The organism is Pseudoblastomonas marina (assembly GCF_014641655.1).
Classification (GTDB): Bacteria; Pseudomonadota; Alphaproteobacteria; order Sphingomonadales; family Sphingomonadaceae; genus Alteriqipengyuania_A; species Alteriqipengyuania_A marina.
This window is the reverse complement of the sequence record NZ_BMID01000001.1, coordinates 1475077-1494943: the sequence shown is the minus strand read 5'-3', so window position 1 is coordinate 1494943 and position 19867 is coordinate 1475077. Positions and strand designations below refer to the sequence as shown.

The window sequence follows — 19867 nt, the reverse complement described above, 5'->3', positions numbered from 1 at the left end:
AGGGGCTAGCCGCTTAAGCTTTATTTTTTGTTAAACGCGGCGGGAATCCGCGGTTATTTGAGCAGGCCGATCTCGCGCAAGCGCTGCTTCAGATAGTCGTCGGCGGTGATGCTTTCCGGGTAGCGATCGGGATTTTCAGCCGAAATGCACTGCGGCAGCGTTGCGAAGCGGTAGTCGCTGCGCAGGTGGAGGAAGAACGGCATCGAATAGCGGCTGTGCTTGGCGCGCTCGCCCGAGGGGTTGAGCACCCGATGGGTGGTCGAAGGCAGGTAATGGTTGGTCAACCGCTGGAGCATGTCGCCGACATTGATCGCGAGCGCACCGTCGGGCGGTGACACGTCGAGCCATTCGCCGGCGCGGGTTTTGAGCTGGAGCCCGGCTTCTTCGGCACCGAGCAGCAGGGTGATCAGGTTGATGTCCTCATGCGCACCGGCGCGGATCGCGCCTTCCTCGGCATCGTCGCCGAGTGGCGGATAATGCAGCAGGCGCATCACCGAATTGCCGTCCTCGATCGGGCCGTCGAACCAGTTTTCCTCGAGGCCGAGATAGACCGCGATCCGCGACAGGATATTCGCCCCGGTCTCGTCGAACGCGGCGAAGAGTTCTTCCATCGTCTCGCGAAAGCCGGTGGGCGCGTCGGGCCAGATATTGTTGGGCTGGCTGTCGGCCAGCGGGTGGCCTTCGGGCAGGTCGCGGCCGACATGCCAGAATTCCTTGAGGTCGTGTGCCTTCGCATCCTTGGCGATCTCGGTCCCGAACGGGGTGTAGCCGCGCGCACCGGCCATGCCTTCGAGGTGATAGCGGTGCTTCTCCTCGCGCGGGAGGGCGAAGAACTCGGCGGTCAGCTTCCAGGCGCGATCGATCAGGTCGGAATCGATCCCGTGATCCTTGACCATCGCGAAGCCGAAGGTGCGGAAGCTGTCGCCGATATCCTGCGAGAACTGGCCGGCGGGGGCCTCGAGCGAGAGGACGGGAAGGGTTTCGAGCGGCATTGGCAAAGTCCGATTCAACTGGTTATGGCGCGCCCCATAGCACCCCGGAGAGAAATTTCATGAGCAATCTGCCCGAAAATCCCCGCTACTGGCTGATGAAGTCCGAGCCGTTCAAATACGGCTGGGACGACCTGGTCGCGGAAAAGGAGGGCACCTGGGACGGGGTGCGCAACTATCGCGCCCGCAACAACCTCGCCGCCATGCGCGTCGGCGAGCAGGCGTTCTTCTACCACTCGCGCGAGGGGCTGGAAATCGTTGGCATCTGCGAGATCAGCGTTGCCGACATCCTCGACCCGACCGACGAGACCGGGAAATGGGCGGCGGTGAAGGTCGTGCCCAAGACCAAGCTGCCCAAGCCGGTAACGCTAAAGCAGATCAAGGCCGAACCCAGTCTAGCCGATTGCGAACTGGTGACGCTTTCGCGGCTCTCGGTCGCGGAAATCACCCCAGAGGAATGGTCGATCATCTGCGGAATGGCCGGCATCTGATCGCACGGTCGCATGCGAGTCTCGGTTCGTCGCCGGAGCGGAAACGCGTTCTCCGGTCGCCCGTTTTCTTTTCACAATGCGGCAATCAAGCCGTTGAAGCTGAAAGGAAATTCTAATGGGTGAACTGAAAGAGAAGATCAAGGGCAACGCCAACGAAGCGGCTGGCGAAATCAAGCAGCAGTCGAACGATCCCGAGACCCGCTCCGAAGGGCGCGAGCAGGAAGCCAAGGGCAAGGCCCAGCAGTTCAAGGGCGAAGTCGAAGGCAAGCTCGGCAACGACATCTGATCGCACTGCGATCGACAGGAAAAGGCCGCTCCGGAAACCGGGGCGGCCTTTTCTATGCCCGGCTGCGCAGCGTGCTGAGCTTCAAACCCGAGGCGGCGAGGTTCTCGATTTCGGTGCGACAATGGATCAGTCGTAGGCCAGAGCGCCCAGCCGCTTCCTTGATCGCCGCATCGAATCCGGCATTGTCGTCCGCGGTCGCGGTCCATGCGCCGAAGGCCTCGCCGAACCTGGCGAAGTCGGGGTTGGCGAGCGTGGTACCCGAGACCCGCGCGGGGTAGTCGCGTTCCTGGTGCATGCGGATGGTGCCGTAGACCCCGTTGTCGATCACGAGCACGAGCAGGTCGAGATCGAGCGCGGCGGCGGTCGCGAGTTCCTGTCCGTTCATCAGGAAATCGCCATCGCCCGCCACCGCGACCACGCTGCGATCGGGGAAACGCCGCGCGGCGGCGACGGCGGCGGGGACGCCGTACCCCATCGCACCCGCGGTCGGAGCAAGCTGTGAGGGGTAGCCTTCATACGGCCAGTAGCGGTGCCACCAGCCCGAGAAATTGCCGGCCCCGTTGCAGATGATCGCATCGGCAGGCAGCAGCTCGCGCATCGTTTTGACGGCGAGCGCGAGGTCGAGCCCGCTCGTCCCGCTGTCCTGCGGAGTGGACCAGTCGATCCACTCGCGATGCGCCTCGGCCCCGGCGTCGAAATCGATCACCTCGTCGGCCAACAGCGCGGCGCTTTCGGAAAACTCCGCCATGTCGGCACAGATCGCGAGGTCGGCCCGGTAGACCCGGCCGAGTTCTTCCGGATCGGGGTGGACATGGACCAGCGTCTGGTCGGGATGGTCGGGGGTGAGAAGTTCGTAGCCGTCGGTCGTCGCCTCGCCGAGTCGCGCCCCGACCGCGATCACGAGATCTGCTGCGCGGACCCGCTCGATCAGCTTGGGATTGGGGCCGTAGCCGAGATTGCCCGCCCACACGCTGCTCGAATTGGGCACTGCGTCCTGCCGGCGGAAGGCCCCCGCAACGGGCAGCCCGACCGCTTCGGCGAAAGCGGTGAAGTGATCGCGCGCCTTGGCATTCCAGCCGGCGCCGCCGACGATCGCGATCGGCGCGACCGCGTCGCCGAGCATAGCCATCAGCGCACCCATCGCGTCGGGGCAGGCGGCCTGCGCGGGGCGAACCACGGCCGGACGGGGGGCGATGCCTTCGATTTCCTCGCGCAGCATGTCTTCGGGGAGGGCGAGCACGACGGGGCCGGGGCGTCCGGCGATCGCGACCGACCATGCACGCGCGACATATTCGGGAATGCGCGCCGCATCGTCGATCCGCGCCGCCCATTTGCACATCGGTCCGAACACGGCCTGGAAATCGAGCTCCTGAAAGCCCTCGCGGTCCTTCATCCCGCGATCGACGTCGCCGACGAACAGGATCATCGGCTGTGAATCCTGGTGTGCGACATGGACCCCGATGCTGGCATTGGTCGCGCCCGGGCCGCGGGTCACGAAGCACACGCCCGGTCGCCCGGTCATTGCACCGTCGGCGCAGGCCATGAACGCTGCGCCGCCTTCCTGGCGGCACACCACGGTGTCGATCGCGGGCACATCGTGGAGCCCGTCGAGCACGGCGAGAAAGCTTTCGCCGGGGACGGTGAAGATCCGGTCGCAGCCCTGTTCGAGGAGGCAATCGACCAACAGGCGGCCAGCGAGTTTGGAATGTTCTGTCATGGGACGCATGCTCTAGCGATCCGGCGGAACGGTGCAATTGCGAAGCAGACTGTCCCAAGCCTGTGCAGTTCGAAAAAACATGGTTAACGCGGGAGCCACATGGTTACCGAAGCGTTAACAGCCCCGACATGAGAAGAGCACTGGTCCTTACCGACGAGGGTGCACGGCACCCGTTCCGGATGTCGCTGCCCCGCCATGTCACTCGCATTCCGGTACCGCCGCAGACGACGGCCACACGACCGTGGATCACGCGGCAGGATGCGCGGACCTTCGTCCACTTCTACGTCGCCTGCTTCGTCGCGACGCTCCTCTACATTTCCTGAGCGGGCGGCGCCTCGGCGGCGATTTCGGCCTTGTAGAGGATCGCGCCGAGCCACGCCGAGACCAGGCACATCGCCGCGCTCAGCAGGACCTGCTCGACGATCGGGACCCCGGCCGCACTGAGGCCGATCGCGACCAGCGAGCCCACCGCCATCGCCAGCGCGTTGACGATATTGTTGGCGGCGATCGTGCGCGCGGCCTGCGAGGTTTCCACGAAGGTCGTGAGGAAGGCGTAGAGCGGGACCACGAACATCCCGCCCGCCACCGCGATGCCGAGCAGCGCGAGCATCAGCGGGATCGCCATGCGCTGATGGACGAAGCCTTCGGCATCGAGCAGCGCGCCGCCTTCGAGCGGCTGCCACAGCTGGCAGACGAAATAGAAGATCACCACGAAACCGCCCATCGCGATCACCGACATCGGCGAATAGCGTGCCGAGACCTTGCCCCTGAGCAGCGCGTTGATCGAGACCGATCCGATCGCGACCCCGATCGAGAAGATCACGAGGAACAGGCTCGCCACTTCCTTGCTCGCGGTGAGCACGTTCTTGGCCAGCGGCGGGAACTGGATGAACAGCACCGTGCCGATCGTCCAGAAGAAGCTGATCGCCACGATGGCGAGAAACACGCGCTTGTCGACCAGCGTGTCGCCGATCAGCCTTTTCGAGGCGCGCCACACGTTCCAGTCGAGCTTTTCCGGTTCCATCAGCGGCGGCGCTTCGGGCACTTGCCGCCCGGCGACGTAGCCGATCACCGCGGTCGCGATCGTCGCGATTGCCGCTACCTCGACCGGGATCCAGCCAGCGAGGATCGTGCCGAACAGGATCGCGATATAGGTCCCCGCCTCGACCAGCCCGGTACCCGCGAGCACTTCTTCCTTGTGCAGGTGCTGGGGCAGGATCGCGTATTTGATCGGCCCGAAGAAGGTGGAATGCATGCCGAGCGCGAACAGCGCGGCGAGCATCAGCGGGATCGCGAAAAGGTCGATCGCGATGCCCTGCCACGCCATCAGCAGCCCGGCGCCGCCGATCAGCATGATGCCGATCTCGCACAGCTTCACGATGCGGATGATCTTCGCCTTGTCGCGCATGTCGGCAAGCTGGCCGGAGAGCGCGGAGAAGAGGAAGAACGGGATGATGAAGATACCCGAGGCGAGGGCGGAGAAGCTCGCCTCGGCACTTTCGGAATTGTAGATGCTGTAGACGACGAACAGCACCATCGCGTTCTTGTAGAGATTGTCGTTGAAGGCGCCGAGCAATTGGGTGACGAAAAGCGGGGCGAACCGCCGTGTCCGCACGAGGTGCGTGGATGTCGTCATGTCGCTTCCCGATAGCCCCTTGGTGCCGCCGTCCGTAACGGTTCAAGCCTGCAGCACAAGGCTTTTGCAGCGTCCATCCCCCTGTTAAGGCGGACGCGGAAAGACCAGGGGATCGTCCGCGCGCCATGCTCAACCTGCCCAATATCCTGACGCTGACGCGGATCGTGATGGTGCCGCTGCTGGTGGCGCTGATGTGGTGGCCCAACTGGACCACGGGGTACCTGTTCGCCTTCGCGCTTTATTCGCTGATGGCGCTGACCGATTATTTCGACGGCTATCTCGCCCGCTCGAGCGGGACGGTGTCGAAGCTCGGCCAGTTCCTCGATCCGATCGCCGACAAGATCATGGTCGCCGCGGTCATCCTCACGCTGGCGGCGCAGGGCGTGCTGCGCGGGCCCTATGTCGGCGACGCGCATGTGGTCGCCGGGCTGATCATCCTGATCCGCGAGATCGCAGTCTCGGGCCTGCGCGAATTCCTCGGCCCGCTGAAGATCTCGATGCCCGTCAGCCGCCTCGCCAAGTGGAAGACGACCTTCCAGCTGCTGGCGCTCGGCTCGCTGATCCTCGGGCGCGGCCTGCCCGAATGGACGGTGATGCTGGGCGAACTCGAAGCCAACGTGCCGCACACGGTCGGCCTCGCCACGCTGTGGGCGGCGGCGCTGCTCACGGTCGTCACCGGCTGGGACTACCTCCGCGTCGGCCTCAAGCACATGGATTGATGGACCGCCGACCGGGGGTGTTAGCAAAACTTCGCCGTTCGAAAAACCCAAGCGATTGCAGTCACTTGCGCGCGTTCTTGCGGGCCCGGGTGTAACCTTAGCCGCGACCGTCTCCGCGCCCGCGTGGCGAAGGCGAGGCGAGGCTGAGGGCCGACAGCGAAAGTGGATCGATGCCATCCCGCCATGATGGCAGCTTGCGACGATGTAGGAAAATGCGCTTGATCGCGGCTGGTGGGAGAGAAGCGGACTTCAGGTCGCGCGCAATTGCGGTGCAGCGTCGGCGATCACGCGAACGGCGGAGCGAAGGAATATCAACGCCATCACACCACCGATCGCGATGTCGGGCCAAGGCGAGGCGAACCACCAGACAAGCGCGGCGGCGAGCAGCACGCCGCAGTTATTGATCAGGTCGTTCCTCGAGCATTCCCAAGTGCTCGCCATGTTGACGTCCTGGTGCCGGAATCGGGTGAGGAGGCGGAAACACACGAGGTTGGCGGCGAGCGCCAAGGTGCCGAACGCCACCATCAGCGTCGAGGACGGCGGCACGCCGCTCTCGATCTTGAGTGCCACGTTGACCGCGATCCCGAGCCCGAGGCATAGAATCACCACCCCCTTGAGCATCGCTGCCCCCGCCTTCCAACGCTCCGAGCGCGCGAGGGCATAGATGCTAACCGCGTAAACCACCGCATCGCCGAGCATGTCGGAGGCATCGGCCATAAGCGCGGTGGACCCGGCGATCACGCCGGCGCCGAATTCGAGCACGAACATCACGGCGTTGATGGCGAGCACGACCACGAGCACGCGCCGCTGCTCGCGCTGGAGGGCAAGCTTTTCAAGTTCGGTGGACTTGGCGGAACAGCAATCGGCCGACATGCTGGCTATGTGGTTGCGACAGTGGACGTCCGCAACCGGTTCGTTAGCGGTCGGTCCGCTCCTGGCACATCGCTAGCTCGGCGAAAGCGTCGCCAAGCAGGTCGAAAGCTGACCTGCGAATGCGAAAAGAAATGTCGCCTTAGGGCCCGGCTGAATTAGTCCCAACATGGGAGGGCATAGAATGCCACTATCCAGAATCGCTGCAGGCCAGTCTGTGTGATCAGCTGGCCATCATTCAGTGTGCCGCATCACCTGGACAGAGAAGCGCTCCATCTCCTCAAATTGCGGACTAAATTGCAGCAATAGAAGATCTACGCCGGCACCTTCGAAATCCGCGATGCGTTGGCGCACCTGCTCGGGAGTGCCGATAAGGTTTGGACGCAGGCCGCGATTGGACACCGCGTATTCCCGGATTTTCAACTCGCGCTCGAGCTCGGTCCCAGCCAGCCATTGATCGAAATTGTCGTAGCCGGGCGGGACATCTTTCATTTCGAGTATCCGATCGAGCTCAGCCTGCGCTTCCGCTTCGCTGTCTCGAACGATGACGAAACCCGCCATTCCGAATGATAGCGGCTCGCGCTCAGCCGTTACGCGCCGCTCCGCCATGTCGGCGATCTTTGATGCGACCACGTCCGGGTCATCCCCATGCATGACGTAAGCGTCGCACTTTTCGGCGATGAGCGACTTGGCTGCCTCGCTCTCTCCGCCCGCATAGAGCGGCGGCTTGCGCACGGGGGAAGGAACGACCCGGGCTTCGTTCGTCGAATAGATGTCACCGTCGTAGGAAAAGGGTTCCCCGCTCCATAGCCCCTCCACGACATCGATCCATTCCGACGTGCGCGCATAGCGGTCGTCGTGCTGGTCGAAGTCCAGTCCGAACATTTCTGCCTCGCGCGCCCACCAGCTGGACACAACGTTGAGCGACAGTCGCCCATTGGCAATGCGGTCGATATTGGCAGAGGTCTTGGCGAAGGGGCCCGGCTGATGAAAATTGGGCCGCACTGCCACCATCAGCTCCTGTCGTTCGGTGAGCGCGGCGAGAGCTGCAGCAGTCGACCAGGCATCAAGTGCAGGCGCATCCACCCCCTTGATGTCGTTAAGGTAAAGCTCGGCAATCAGTGTCAGATCGAAGCCGATGCGTTCTGCATTGATGGCGAGGCGCTTCACATAATCGAAGCTCGCTTCCATCCCTTCGTCTTCGACGTTGCGCAGCCAGCCTCCGAAAACCGGCATCCAATATCCATAGCGCACTACGCGGTCTCCTTCAGCACGGTGATCTCGGCCTCGAGCATATCCGCCAACTGCTCATGAGGATCGAACCCAAGGAGTTCTACCGCGTTGGCCGCGAAGTTCGAAAACGCGTTGATGTCATAGAAAATGAGCTCGCCAGTTGCCTGGTCAATCAGAGCCTCGCAGCCCCCTACATCGATGCCAGCGGCGCGCACTAGCGACCGGGCGGCTTCGATCTGCTCTTCCGAAGGCTCGAACTTTGTCATCGTCACGACCGGCTTCCCAGGCGTGCTGACACAGGCATCGGCAGGACAAAGGTCGAATTGTCCGCCGCCGTCCACTGCGATGGCATAGACAAACGTCTCGCCAATGAATTCGAAGCGAATGATGTGGCCATCTTGCGGCGTATGGTAGCCTTGGACGAGCCAGACCTTGTCGATGCTGTCGGGCAGGGCAGCTGCCTTGAGTTCCGAAGCGCTGTCGAAGCGAACTATGCCCGCCCCTGCGCCGCCGATATTACCCTTGACGAGTAGCGGGAAGCCGATTGTCTGCGCAGCGGCGGCCATGTCCTCGCGGCGGCGGACGACGCGGGTATCCGGGGCCTTCAGGCCTAGGCTTGCGATAATTTCGAGCTGCCGCGCTTTGTTATGGTCGATCGCGAAAGCTTCGCCACCATTGATGATCCTCGCTCCCGCTCGCTCCCACGCTCCAAGCAATGCGTCGGCATAGAAAATGGGATGGTCCGCCGTTCGCTTGAAACTCGACATAGAGATGCGATTGAAAATGATCGGCGCCGGCGGAGCTATGTGGGCAGGATCAAAGCAATGACCCGCGACATCGATACCGACATAATCGACACCCCTCGCATCGAGCACTCGCTGCAAAGGTATGAGCCATTCGGCATGGTCGTAAAACAGGGCCAAATCCGGCATGGGCTATCCTTTGGGGAATGGAACTCAACGTCGGCGCATCAGAAGATCTGGGTCCTTTAAACGCTTCCCCCACGCGTTGACCTCAGAAATAGCGATGGCGCTTATCGGATTCGGAACCGGCAAGCGCGATGTCGAGCCATTGGCAGCATGGCAATTTCTAGGGAAATTCAGCCCAAGCCGGACAGTCCGCAATCGGGTCGTTTTCGGTCGGTCCGCTCCTGGCACATCGCTAGCTCGGTGTCCGCGTCGCAAAATGGGTGGAAGGCGGACATTCACTAAGACAAACCCTCCGGTCTTGAGACTTCAGGAAATCGTGTCGTTCTCGAGCTGGGTTTTCTTCGAGATATATGGGGCAAGTGCGAGGTTTGCTGGTCTCAACTTACGCGAAACCTGTCGGGCAAAATCCGCTCCTGAATCGAAATCTTCCCTCGACGGAAGGAACGGCGGTTGCAATAATAGGGGAAATTAGGGTTTAGAAAGATTATTGCAGATGAATGCCGAAACCATCAGCGCATTTCGGCTCGCGAAGCGCGACCCCGCCGATCTCACTGCTGAACTTCCTCTTGGTGAAGAGCATGCGCTTCAATCTGCTAGCGATGCCTTCCATGCCCTTGCAGACACCATGCCACAGTTGGTCTGGTCAACTCTGCCCGACGGCTCCCACGACTATTACAATGCACGCTGGTATGAATTCACTGGCGTGTCGGTCGGCTCGACCGACGGCGAGGGTTGGGCAGGAATGTTCCACGAAGAGGACCAACCCAAAGCTTGGGCAAAATGGAATCACAGTCTGGAAACTGGCGAGCCCTACGAAGTCGAATATCGTTTGCGGCATCATACCGGTGAATATCGCTGGATGCTCGGACGTGCCTATCCGATCATCGGTACCGACGGCATCATTCAGCGCTGGATCGGTACATGTACCGATATCGAAGACCAGAAGCGCGCGGCACTGGAGAATGAGATCCTTAGTCAGGAGCTCAGCCACCGGATCAAGAACATCTTCGCGATCATATCGAGCCTGATCAGTCTGACGGCGCGAGCGAGAGATGCATTCGGTGAGCACGCCAGCGAACTTCTCGGACGCATCAAGGCCCTCGGACGTGCTCACGAAATCGTGCGTCCGCATTCCGAAAAATCTCGGCCCAGTCTCGGCGTAGTGACGTTGTCGGATTTGCTAGAAACGATCTTCGAGGCTTATCCGGCCTTCTCCGAAGGACGCATCTCCGTCCTCGGGGGCGACACCGTGATCGGCAGCAAGTCAGCGACTCCCGTCGCGCTAATTTTCCACGAACTTGCAACCAACGCGATGAAGTACGGGGCTCTATCGACATCCGCCGGAAAGGTTCGCCTCGAACTTGTGGAGGTCGAGGATGAAATTCGTCTGGAGTGGAAAGAAACCAGCGGAAAGGGGGGCACGTTAGAAGAGCCGCTCTCTGGGTTCGGCACGCGACTGATCGATCTTGCGATAAGCCAGCAACTGGGCGGTAGTTATGAGAGGCGTTGGACCGAACACGGTCTGGAAATTTCAATGGTTTTTAATCGCAATCGTTTGATTGAGAACGCCTAAACCATTCGGAACAATCGGAGCCTCTCCGGCAGACTAGGCTTGGAGTGCCCGCGATCCAAGGCGATCACAAAATCCAGAACTTCCGAGAGGGCTTCTAAGTCGACCGGCTTCTCCACCGCACCGAGAGTCCCTTCCACTCCTTCCCCAAGCTGGCTGGGATTGGCAGTGATGAAGACAACGTGGATGCCGTAGTCATTGGCTAGGGTCGCCCCGATCATTGGGCCTGTGGCGCCATCGGCGAGATTTACGTCTATAAGGGCAACGTCCACCGCATCGCTCGCCAATGCCAATGCCGCCTCCCGATTATCGGCGACGCCTACGCAGACATGCCCGAGATCGCGAACGACCTCTTCCATTTCCAATGCGATCAGGAATTCATCTTCGACTATCAGAATGTTGGTCATCATGGTGCCAGAAGAGTTCGTTGGGAGGGTGCTAGCGGGGCACATGCTAAATTGGGAGCCGAACCGCCATCCGTTCGGTCTCGCTTATAGATGAACTGACATCATGGCGGGATGAAATTAGTCGCGATCGGCAATCTTTCGGGATCCCACCCAATCATCGGTTTCCAATCCGTTCTTGGCACGTCGCTCCGCCGGAAAATCGGTCAAACATAGGTGGGAAGCCGAAGTCAGGCGCTTCGATGATGGGCAAAGCGACTGATAGCTATCACCCAAATCGTCAGTGTGACGAAGGTTCCCAGTCCCTCTCCAGGCCAGTTGGCTTTCGCCCATAGGGCTTGGACCATGAAAACGCAGCCCATAGGGCGACCCCCATCCGGAGATGGTGCTCGGCATGCAAGCAATGCCAACCCTTTCAGAATGGGCGCGTTTTCTATTCATTTAGCCTGATTTAAGCCCGAAAGAACACGTCCGAAATCGGGTCGTTAGCGGTCGGTTCGCTTCTCGAGGGCATAGCGGCGAAAGCTGCAGTCGTTCAGCCCGCGCGCAATTCCTCGGCCAGCAGCCTGAATTCGTCGCCCCGCGGCGAACCCTTGCGCCAGACCAGTGCGATTTCGCGGTTGGGAGTGTCCGACTTGAGCGGGCGCGCGATCACGCTGGTGCCTTCGAGGATCCCCGCATCGAGCGCCATTTCGGGCAGCATCGTGACGCCGAGACCGTTGTCGACCATCTGCACCAGCGTGTGCAGGCTGGTGCCGATCATCGTCGCCGAGGCGCGCAGTTCTGGGCGGTTGCAGGCGGCCAGCGCGTGGTCCTTGAGACAGTGGCCGTCCTCGAGCAGCAGCAACCGGCCCTCGTCGATGAATTCGGGCTTGATGATCTCGGGCGGCTCGCGCGGATCGTCGCCGGGGAAGGCGACGTAGAGCGCGTCGAGCTCGATGATCTCCTGCTCGGTCTCGCCGGTGGGGTAGGGGAGCGCGAGCAGCACGCAATCGGCCCGCCCGTGATGGAGCGATTCGATCGCGTCGGCGCTGGTTTCCTCGCGCAGGAACAGGCTGAGCTCGGGGCGTTCGCGGCGTAGGCGCGGGAGCATGCGTGGCAACAGGAACGGCGCGATCGTGGGAATCACGCTCATGTGGATCTGCCCCGACAGCGGCTTGCCGCTGGCCTGGACGAGATCGGACAGTTCCTCCGCCTCGCGCAGCACGCGATGTGCCTTGGCGACGATCTGCTCGCCGAGCGGGGTGAAGCGGGTCGAGCGCCGCGTGCGTTCGACCAGCGTCACCTCGAGCGCGGTCTCGAGATCGCGCAGGCCCGCCGACAGCGTCGACTGCGAGACCGAGCAGGCATCGGCCGCGCGGCCGAAATGGCCGTGCTCGTGCAGGGCGACGAGATATTGCAGCTGGCGCAGGGTCGGCAGGTGAATCGTCATGCGACGGCGCTATTCGACCCGCAGGCGGACGGCAAGTGTTGCACCTTCCTTCCCCGGCACTTGCCGCGTCGACGAAGGGGTCAGCCCTGCGGGCCCTCCGGCGGTGCATCGCTGATCTTGCTCATCTTGAGCCGACCGTTCTCGACCGCGAAGCCGGTCCGGCCCTCGACCAGTTCGAGCGCGTCGCGGCCGAACACCTCGAACCGCCAGCCCTCGAGGATCGGCAGGTCCTTGCGCTGCCCGGCGGCGAGCGCCTCGAGCTCGTCCGACTTGGTCAGCAGGCGCGAGGCGACGTCGATTTCGCGCGAGCGGATCTTGAGCAGCAGCTTGAGCAGGTCGGCGACCAGCGCGCCTTCCTTGCCCAGCGGGGCCCCGACCTTGCGCTTGGGGCGTTCGTCCTCGGGCAGCGGCTGGGCGCCGGCCAGCGTCTTCATCAACCGCTTGCCGATCTCGTTCTCGGCCCAGGTCTTGGACAGGCCGCGCACCTTGGCGAGATCCTTCTGGGTCTTGGGCGGGTGGCTGGCGAGGTCGGCAATGGTCTCGTCGCGCGCGATGCGTCCGCGCGGGATGTCCTTGTCCTGCGCCTCGCGCTCGCGCCATGCGGCCAGCGCCTTCAGCCGGCCCAGCACGGAGGGGTTGCGCCCGCTGGCGCGCACCCGCTTCCAGCTCTGCTCGGGGTCGACCGCGTAATTGTCCGGATCGGCGAGCTTTTCCATCTCCTGGTTGAGCCACGCGCCACGTCCGGTCTTGACCAGCTTCTCGAGCATCATCGGGAAGATCTTGGCGAGATAGGTGACGTCGCCTATCGCGTATTCGAGCTGGCGGTCGGTCAGCGGACGGCGGCTCCAGTCGGTGAAGCGCGCGCCCTTGTCGACCGTCTTGCCGAGCCAGCTTTCGACGAGGTTGGCATAGCCGATCTGTTCGGACTGGCTGATCGCCATCATCGCGATCTGGGTGTCGAAGATCGGCTGCGGGGTGCCGCCGGTGAGGTTGTAGAAGATTTCCACGTCCTGCCCGCCGGCATGGAAGACCTTGAGCACCTCGTCGTTCTCGCACAGCAGGTCGAGCATCGGGGTGAGGTCGATCCCGTCGGCGAGCGGATCGACCGCCGCGGCCTCTTCCTCGTTGCCGAGCTGCACGAGGCACAGGAGCGGGTAATAGGTGTTCTCGCGCATGAATTCGGTGTCGACCGCGACGAAATCGTGCTCGGCGAGCCGCTTGCAGAGCTTCGCGAGTTCTTCGGTGGTGGTGATGAGGGGGTGTATCTTCATTTTGTCCTTCACTCGTGTGGACGGTTCACCGCCCGGCGGGGTCACGCAGCTTGACAAAAGCCGTCGCTTCCCCTGTTGACGCGCGCGCAAAGCGCCTATGCGCCATTCCAAGAAATTCGCGCGCCTCTAGCGCCATATCGTCCGAAATGGAAAGAGTCCTCATGCACGCCTATCGTACCCACAATTGCGCCGCGCTGACCAAGGCCGACGTCGATGCCACCGTTCGCCTGTCGGGCTGGGTGCACAACAAGCGCGACCATGGCGGCGTGCTGTTCGTCGACCTGCGCGACCATTACGGGATCACCCAGATCGTCGCCGACGAGGACAGCCCCGCGCTGCCCGTGCTCGACAGGATCAAGCTGGAATCGGTCGTCACGATCGACGGCGTGGTGAAGGCGCGCGCCGATGCGGCGGTGAACCCCAACCTTCCGACCGGCGAGATCGAGGTGTTCGCGCGCGACGTGACCGTGCAGAGCCGCGCCGACGACCTCCCGCTGATCGTCAATTCGGCGGAGGACTATCCCGAGGAAACGCGGCTCAAATACCGCTTCGTCGACCTGCGGCGCGAGCGGGTTCACGCGAACATCATGCTGCGCAACCAGGTCATCACCAGCCTGCGCCGGCGCATGATCGATCAGGGCTTCTCCGAATTCCAGACCCCGATCCTCGGCGCTTCGAGTCCCGAGGGCGCGCGCGACTACCTCGTGCCGAGCCGCCTCCACCCGGGCCGTTTCTACGCGCTCCCCCAGGCGCCGCAGATGTTCAAGCAGCTGCTGATGGTCGCCGGGTTCGACCGCTATTTCCAGATCGCGCCGTGCTTCCGCGACGAGGACCTGCGCGCCGATCGCAGTCCCGAATTCTACCAGCTCGACTTCGAGATGAGCTTCGTCACGCAGGAAGACGTTTTCCAGGCATTGGAGCCGGTGCTCGCGGGCGTTTTCGAGGAGTTCTCCGGCGGCAAGAGCGTGACCCCCGCGGGCGAATTCCCGCGCATCCCCTATGCCGAGGCGATGCTCAAATACGGCACCGACAAGCCCGACCTTCGCAACCCGCTGCAGATTTCGGACGTCACGAGCCACTTCGAGAAATCGGGCTTCGGCCTGTTCGAGAAGATCGTGGGCGGCGGCGGGCGCGTCCGCGTGATCCCGGCACCGAACACCCATGAAAAGAGCCGCAAGTTCTTCGACGAGATGAACGACTGGGCGCGGCGCGAAGGTTTCGCCGGGCTCGGCTACGTCACCCGCAAGGGCGGCGAGTTCGGCGGCCCGATCGCCAAGAACCACGGCACCGAGGGCATGGAGAAACTCTATGCCGAGCTCGGCCTCGGCGAGAACGACGGGTTGTTCTTTGCCGCGGGCAAGGAAAAGGACGCCGCCAAGCTCGCCGGTGCCGCGCGCACCCGCGTGGGCGAGGAACTCGAGCTGATCGAGCAGGGCTGCTTCAAGTTCTGCTGGATCGTCGATTTCCCGATGTTCGAATACGACGAGGAACTGAAGCGCATCGATTTCAGCCACAACCCGTTCTCGATGCCGCAGGGCGAGATGGAAGCGCTGGAGAACAAGGACCCGCTCGAAATTCTCGCCTGGCAATACGACATCGTCTGCAACGGCTACGAGCTGTCCTCGGGCGCGATCCGGAACCACAAGCCCGAGATCATGTACAAGGCGTTCGAGATCGCCGGCTATTCGCAGGAAGAGGTCGACGCGAACTTCTCGGGAATGATCGAGGCCTTCAAGCTCGGCGCGCCGCCGCATGGCGGTTCGGCCCCGGGGATCGACCGCATCGTGATGCTGCTCGCCGACGAACCCAATATCCGCGAAGTGATCGCCTTCCCGTTGAACCAGAAGGCGCAGGACCTGATGATGGGCGCGCCCAGCGTGGTCAGCCCCCGCCAGCTTCGCGACGTGCATATCCGCACGATCGACCCGCCCAAGGCGGACGATGCGGAAAAGGCGCGGGTCGACAATATCGGCGATTGATCTGCCCGAGAGGGTGCTTCCTTCGACGTGAAAAGGGCGCGGGATTCCTCCCGCGCCCTTTTCGTCGGAACAGGCGGTGCGCTCAGCTCTGCTGGTGCGCGATCACGTCTCCGAAGCGCTCGCCCTGGCGGATCTCGTCGTAGACCTGCTGGACGACCTGCCGCTCCTGGGCTTCGAGTTGGTCGCTTTCGAGCGCCTCGCTGAACTTCTTGGCGATGTAGTCCTCGCCTTCCTCGACGCGCTGGGCGGCGGCTTCGTCGTTTTCTTCGAAGGCGCTGGTAATGCTTGCCCACATCTGGTGGGCTTCGCCCGCCACGGTGCCCTTGGTAACTAGCTCCTCGCCCTGCTGTTCGAGCTGGGCGTTCATCTGGCGAAGCGTCTGTTCGCGCTGCTGGCAACGCTGGTTCAGCGCCTGCTCGAGCTGAGGATTGTCGGCTTTTTCGGCTGCCTTGCGATAGCCCTCGACCGAATCGAAGGTGGTGTCGGTGAGGCTCTTGAAAACGGTACTGGTCATGGTGTGCGTCCCTTCAGTTTGGAATACACCTAACCAACCGCTCAGACGCGCGGTGGGTCCGTGCTTCGCGGCGTCGGGACGCAAGCATGGCTCGCTTCAACCGGTCTCCTCGACGAACACGTATTCGTGCTGCGCGTCGAGCAGCTTCAGCGTGCGCCTGCCGTCCTGTTCGCCGATGACGAACGGAAAGCCGAAGAAGCCCGGGGTCATCATGATGATCGAGTCGGTCCCGTCGTCATTCGCCTTCGTACCGATCGCGGATTTGCCCGACGTCAGCGTGGCGTAGTAGGTATCGTCCTCGCGGCTGATCGAGAGCGGGCCGAGCTCGGGGCTGACATAGCGCGAGGCAAGCGCGGCAAGGGTTTCGGGATCGCCCTTCTCGACGATGCCCTCGCGAGCCTTTTCGCGTGCTTCGGCACCCAGGCTGACCGCAGCGGCGAGGCTTTCCTCGGCCTCCTTGTTCCCGTCATAAAGCACTTCGAGCAGCTTGCGCTGGAACAGGCCCAGAAGGCCCTGTCCGGTGTCCGAATTGGTCAGCAGGACCGCTGCGACGCCATCTTCGGGAATGAACCAGAAGTTGCTCTTGAAGCCGATCAGGCTGCCACCGTGCATGTAGATCGACTTGCCGAGATTGGCCGATTCCATCAGCCCCATACCGTACCAGCTGTCCTCGCCGGTCGCGACGTAGCGCTCGCGCCGCTTGAGCAGGTTTCCGGCCGAGACCAGATCGGTTCCGTCCTCCAGCGTGCCTTCGCGCAATTCGTTGAGCGCGTAGAGCGCCATGTCGTGCGCGGTCGACCAGGCCCCGCCGGCGGGGCGATAGGGATAGACCATGTAGTTCCAATCCATCGGCGCGGCCTGGACCTCGCCGGAAAAGCCACGAGCATGCGGCCGCGCCCAGTTGTCATCCATCGCCGCCGCATAATCGAACGTCGTGCGCTCCATTCCGAGTGGTTCGAAGATGCGCTCGTCCATTGCGCGGTCGAAAGCGGCGCCGATTTCCATGTCGGGATAGAGGAGGTGGCCGCCGATATAGCCTGCCGCACTCGCCATCAGGTTGTTGTACTGGAACACCTCGCCGAACCCGCTGGTCGGCTCGGTCGCCGCGAGTTGGACGAAGGTATCGCTCGCGGGCGTCTCGCGGCTGGTGTTCATCACCCACTGCATGTCCTTGCGCGGCAGGCCGGTGCAGGCGCAGATCAAGTGTTCGACGCGCACGCTGTCGGTCGTTTCGGCGCTGCCGAGCCGGAATTCGGGATAGACGTCTGTGACCTTCTGGTCCCAGCCGAGCTTGCCGTCATCGACCAGCGTGGCGAGCAGCAGTGTCGCCATGCCCTTGGTGTTCGACGCGACCATGAAGCTCGTATTTTCGTCGACGGGCTGGGCTCCGGCGCTCCCGGTGGTCCCGAGTCCGCCCTCCCACACGATCCGGTTGTCCTGCACCAGCGCCAAGCCGACTCCGGGAATCTCGAGCCCCTCCATCGCGCGGGTGACGTAGTCGGTCAGTTCCGCGATCCGTTCGGGGGTGAGTTGGTGCGCATCGCGCCCGGCGAAGCTTTCCCGCTCGTAGTCGGTCGGCCGGAGCGAACCGAATGCCTGGTTGATCTGCGCACCGCGCTTGGCGATCGTGGCCAGCGCACCGTTGATGAGCACGACGGTCCACGTATCGCCCTTGCGCAGGGCGACGCCCTGGACGGCGAGCTTCTCTTCGGGCGAGGTCTTGTAGTTCACCACCGTGATCTGGTCCCAGCCGTCGCGTGCGGGCGGTTCCTGCGCGATCAGCACCTCGCGGTCGAAGCCGGGATCGAGGCGCGCCCAGGCCGCGGCGACGGCGGCTTCGCCATTTTCCGCCTCGTCCACGCCCAGCACCGCGGCGGTCGCATCGCCTTCGGGGGCGGTGAACACCAGGATTCCGTCGCGCGCGTCGCGCATCCAGCCGGGAATCGGTGCCATCTGCGCGCCCGTTCCGGTGTCGATCGCCTCGACCTGTTCCTGCGGAGCGGCTTCCTGCGCGACGAGCGGAAGGGGCGAAGCGGCGGCCAGCAGAACCGAACTGGCAAAGGCGAGGCGTTTCATGCGGTTGATCTCCCTGTCGTTTGTCGCGAGGTTACAGTGAATCCGTGGCAGGTCAATTTGACGGCGGGGCATCCCTGCCCCTTGCCTTGCGCGCCCTCGTTCATTAGGGCGCAAGGCAATTCAAAAACCCCTATTCAAGAGAAGGGCCGTACATGAGCGATACCGCCGACCGCGTGCAGAAGATTGTCGTCGAACATCTCGGCGTCGAAGCCGACAAGGTGACCCAGGAAGCCAGCTTCATCGATGATCTTGGTGCCGACAGCCTCGACATCGTCGAACTGGTGATGGCCTTCGAAGAGGAATTCGGTGTCGAAATCCCCGACGATGCGGCCGAAAAGATCACCACCGTCGGCGATGCCACCAAGTATATCGAAGAGCACAAGGGCTAAGCGCCTTTTCTGCCACTTACCGCGCGCTGACCGGCGACGCGGCCTGACAGGCCCGACCCCATCGCGGGCCGGGCCTGTTGTATTTCGGAGAATGTGAATGCGTCGAGTGGTCGTTACAGGGCTGGGACTCGTTACCCCGCTGGGAGGCGATGTCGAAACCTCGTGGAAGAACCTGATCGCGGGCAAGAGCGGGGCGGCGTCGATCACGCGCTTCGACACCGAAGGTCACAAGTGCACCATCGCCTGCGAGGTGAAGGACAAGGACCACGAATTCGGGTTCGATCCCGACAAGCGGGTCGATCACAAGGTCCAGCGCCAGGTCGATCCGTTCATCGTCTACGGGATCGACGCGGCCGGGCAGGCGCTCGAGGATGCCGGCCTCGAAGACATGGACGACGCGCTGAAGGAGCGCACCGGTTGCTCGATCGGTTCGGGTATCGGCGGCCTGCCGGGGATCGAGAGCGAGTCGATCGTGTTGCACGAGCGCGGTCCGGGCCGTGTGTCCCCGCACTTCGTCCATGGCCGCCTGATCAACCTCATCTCGGGCCAGGTCTCGATCAAGTACGGGCTGATGGGCCCCAACCACGCGGTGGTGACCGCCTGTTCGACCGGCGCGCATTCGATCGGCGACGCCGCACGCATGATCAAGGACGGCGATGCCGACGTGATGCTGGCGGGCGGGGCCGAATCGACGGTCAATCCGCTCGGCGTGGCCGGTTTCGCGCAAGCGCGCGCGCTCAACACCAGCTACAACGACCGGCCGACCGAGGCGAGCCGCCCCTACGACAAGGACCGCGAAGGCTTCGTCATGGGCGAGGGCGCGGGGGTGCTCGTGCTCGAGGAATACGAACACGCCAAGGCGCGCGGCGCGAAGATCTACGCCGAAGTGGTCGGTTACGGCCTGTCGGGCGATGCCTACCACGTCACCGCGCCGCATCCCGAGGGCAAGGGCGCCGAACTCGCCATGCGGATGGCGCTGAAGAAGGCAGGGATGGAGCCGGGCGATATCGACTACGTCAACGCCCACGGCACCTCGACCATGGCCGACACGATCGAACTCGCCGCGGTCAAGCGCGTGCTGGGCGACGATCTGGGCGGGGCTTCGATGAGCTCGACCAAGTCGGCGATCGGACACCTGCTCGGCGGCGCGGGCGCGGTCGAGGCGATCTTCTGCATCCTCGCCATGCGCGACCAGATCGTTCCGCCGACTCTCAACCTCGACAATCCGGACGAGGGGACCGAAGGCGTCGACCTGGTGCCGCACACCGCGAAGAAGCGTGAGGTGAAGGCGGTGCTCAACAACAGCTTCGGTTTCGGCGGGACCAATGCCTCGCTGGTGATGAAAGCGGTCGGGGACTGACA

19 protein-coding genes are annotated in these 19867 nt (G+C 63.1%); 8 read left to right on the top strand and 11 right to left on the bottom strand.

What is annotated here, in order from left to right; all coding sequences use genetic code 11:
* Positions 1-53: 53 nt before the first annotated feature.
* The gene (locus IEW49_RS07205) at positions 54-992 is read right to left on the bottom strand and encodes an isopenicillin N synthase family dioxygenase (protein ID WP_188642037.1); all 939 of its coding nucleotides are present in this window, start codon (positions 990-992) and stop codon (positions 54-56) included.
* 59 nt (positions 993-1051) lie between these two features.
* Between IEW49_RS07205 and IEW49_RS07200 the strand changes: the two genes are divergently transcribed.
* Both IEW49_RS07200 and IEW49_RS07195 read left to right on the top strand, forming a co-directional pair.
* Positions 1052-1480, top strand: a complete 429-nt coding sequence (locus tag IEW49_RS07200; RefSeq protein ID WP_229658122.1) for an EVE domain-containing protein — start codon at positions 1052-1054, stop codon at positions 1478-1480.
* A 115-nt stretch (positions 1481-1595) separates the two neighbouring features.
* Positions 1596-1766 carry a CsbD family protein gene (locus IEW49_RS07195; protein WP_188642036.1) on the top strand — a complete coding sequence of 57 codons (171 nt, stop codon included), beginning with the start codon at positions 1596-1598 and terminating at the stop codon, positions 1764-1766.
* 52 nt (positions 1767-1818) lie between these two features.
* Here IEW49_RS07195 and IEW49_RS07190 read toward each other — a convergent pair whose 3' ends face one another.
* A complete protein-coding gene (locus IEW49_RS07190; protein WP_188642035.1) occupies positions 1819-3483 on the bottom strand; it encodes a thiamine pyrophosphate-dependent enzyme in 1665 nt (554 codons plus the stop codon).
* A 128-nt stretch (positions 3484-3611) separates the two neighbouring features.
* Between IEW49_RS07190 and IEW49_RS07185 the strand changes: the two genes are divergently transcribed.
* Complete coding sequence (locus IEW49_RS07185; RefSeq protein ID WP_188642034.1) at positions 3612-3806, top strand: hypothetical protein; 195 nt, start codon at positions 3612-3614, stop codon at positions 3804-3806.
* On the opposite strand, the gene IEW49_RS07180 is transcribed toward IEW49_RS07185, so the two are convergent.
* Positions 3794-5119, bottom strand: coding sequence for an MFS transporter (locus IEW49_RS07180; protein WP_188642033.1), 1326 nt, complete (start codon positions 5117-5119; stop codon positions 3794-3796). The genes IEW49_RS07185 and IEW49_RS07180 overlap by 13 nt on opposite strands.
* A 125-nt stretch (positions 5120-5244) precedes the next feature.
* Here IEW49_RS07180 and pgsA point away from each other — a divergent pair, with 125 nt between their 5' ends.
* Positions 5245-5838 carry a CDP-diacylglycerol--glycerol-3-phosphate 3-phosphatidyltransferase gene (gene pgsA, locus IEW49_RS07175; protein ID WP_188642032.1) on the top strand — a complete coding sequence of 198 codons (594 nt, stop codon included), beginning with the start codon at positions 5245-5247 and terminating at the stop codon, positions 5836-5838.
* Between the two features lie 249 nt (positions 5839-6087).
* Here pgsA and IEW49_RS07170 read toward each other — a convergent pair whose 3' ends face one another.
* From IEW49_RS07170 to IEW49_RS07160, 3 genes are all read right to left on the bottom strand, one after another.
* A complete protein-coding gene (locus IEW49_RS07170; protein ID WP_188642031.1) occupies positions 6088-6711 on the bottom strand; it encodes a cation efflux transmembrane domain-containing protein in 624 nt (207 codons plus the stop codon).
* A 231-nt stretch (positions 6712-6942) separates the two neighbouring features.
* A complete protein-coding gene (locus tag IEW49_RS07165; RefSeq protein ID WP_229658121.1) occupies positions 6943-7944 on the bottom strand; it encodes an LLM class flavin-dependent oxidoreductase in 1002 nt (333 codons plus the stop codon).
* A 17-nt stretch (positions 7945-7961) separates the two neighbouring features.
* Positions 7962-8873, bottom strand: coding sequence for an ATP-grasp domain-containing protein (locus IEW49_RS07160; protein WP_188642029.1), 912 nt, complete (start codon positions 8871-8873; stop codon positions 7962-7964).
* Between the two features lie 490 nt (positions 8874-9363).
* On the opposite strand from IEW49_RS07160, the gene IEW49_RS07155 reads away from it, so the two are divergent.
* The gene (locus IEW49_RS07155; protein WP_188642028.1) at positions 9364-10443 is read left to right on the top strand and encodes a sensor histidine kinase; all 1080 of its coding nucleotides are present in this window, start codon (positions 9364-9366) and stop codon (positions 10441-10443) included.
* On the opposite strand, the gene IEW49_RS07150 is transcribed toward IEW49_RS07155, so the two are convergent.
* From IEW49_RS07150 to rnd, 3 genes are all read right to left on the bottom strand, one after another.
* On the bottom strand, positions 10440-10850 hold the full coding sequence (locus IEW49_RS07150; RefSeq protein ID WP_229658120.1) for a response regulator: 411 nt from the start codon (positions 10848-10850) through the stop codon (positions 10440-10442). The two genes, IEW49_RS07155 and IEW49_RS07150, sit on opposite strands and share 4 nt — an antisense overlap.
* A gap of 529 nt (positions 10851-11379) precedes the next feature.
* Positions 11380-12276: a hydrogen peroxide-inducible genes activator gene (locus tag IEW49_RS07145; RefSeq protein ID WP_188642026.1), complete on the bottom strand. Its 897-nt coding sequence runs from the start codon at positions 12274-12276 to the stop codon at positions 11380-11382.
* A gap of 80 nt (positions 12277-12356) precedes the next feature.
* Positions 12357-13547, bottom strand: coding sequence for a ribonuclease D (rnd, locus tag IEW49_RS07140; RefSeq protein ID WP_188642025.1), 1191 nt, complete (start codon positions 13545-13547; stop codon positions 12357-12359).
* Between the two features lie 161 nt (positions 13548-13708).
* Between rnd and aspS the strand changes: the two genes are divergently transcribed.
* On the top strand, positions 13709-15526 hold the full coding sequence (gene aspS, locus IEW49_RS07135; RefSeq protein WP_188643133.1) for an aspartate--tRNA ligase: 1818 nt from the start codon (positions 13709-13711) through the stop codon (positions 15524-15526).
* A gap of 82 nt (positions 15527-15608) precedes the next feature.
* Here the strand turns inward: aspS and IEW49_RS07130 are convergent, their stop codons facing one another.
* The gene (locus tag IEW49_RS07130; protein WP_188642024.1) at positions 15609-16040 is read right to left on the bottom strand and encodes a ferritin-like domain-containing protein; all 432 of its coding nucleotides are present in this window, start codon (positions 16038-16040) and stop codon (positions 15609-15611) included.
* Positions 16041-16136: 96 nt separating this feature from the next.
* On the bottom strand, positions 16137-18116 hold the full coding sequence (locus IEW49_RS07125) for a serine hydrolase domain-containing protein (protein WP_188642023.1): 1980 nt from the start codon (positions 18114-18116) through the stop codon (positions 16137-16139).
* Between the two features lie 152 nt (positions 18117-18268).
* Between IEW49_RS07125 and IEW49_RS07120 the strand changes: the two genes are divergently transcribed.
* Positions 18269-18505: an acyl carrier protein gene (locus IEW49_RS07120; RefSeq protein ID WP_006834437.1), complete on the top strand. Its 237-nt coding sequence runs from the start codon at positions 18269-18271 to the stop codon at positions 18503-18505.
* A gap of 97 nt (positions 18506-18602) precedes the next feature.
* Positions 18603-19865 carry a beta-ketoacyl-ACP synthase II gene (gene fabF / locus IEW49_RS07115; protein ID WP_188642022.1) on the top strand — a complete coding sequence of 421 codons (1263 nt, stop codon included), beginning with the start codon at positions 18603-18605 and terminating at the stop codon, positions 19863-19865.
* The last annotated feature ends 2 nt before the right edge of the window (positions 19866-19867 follow it).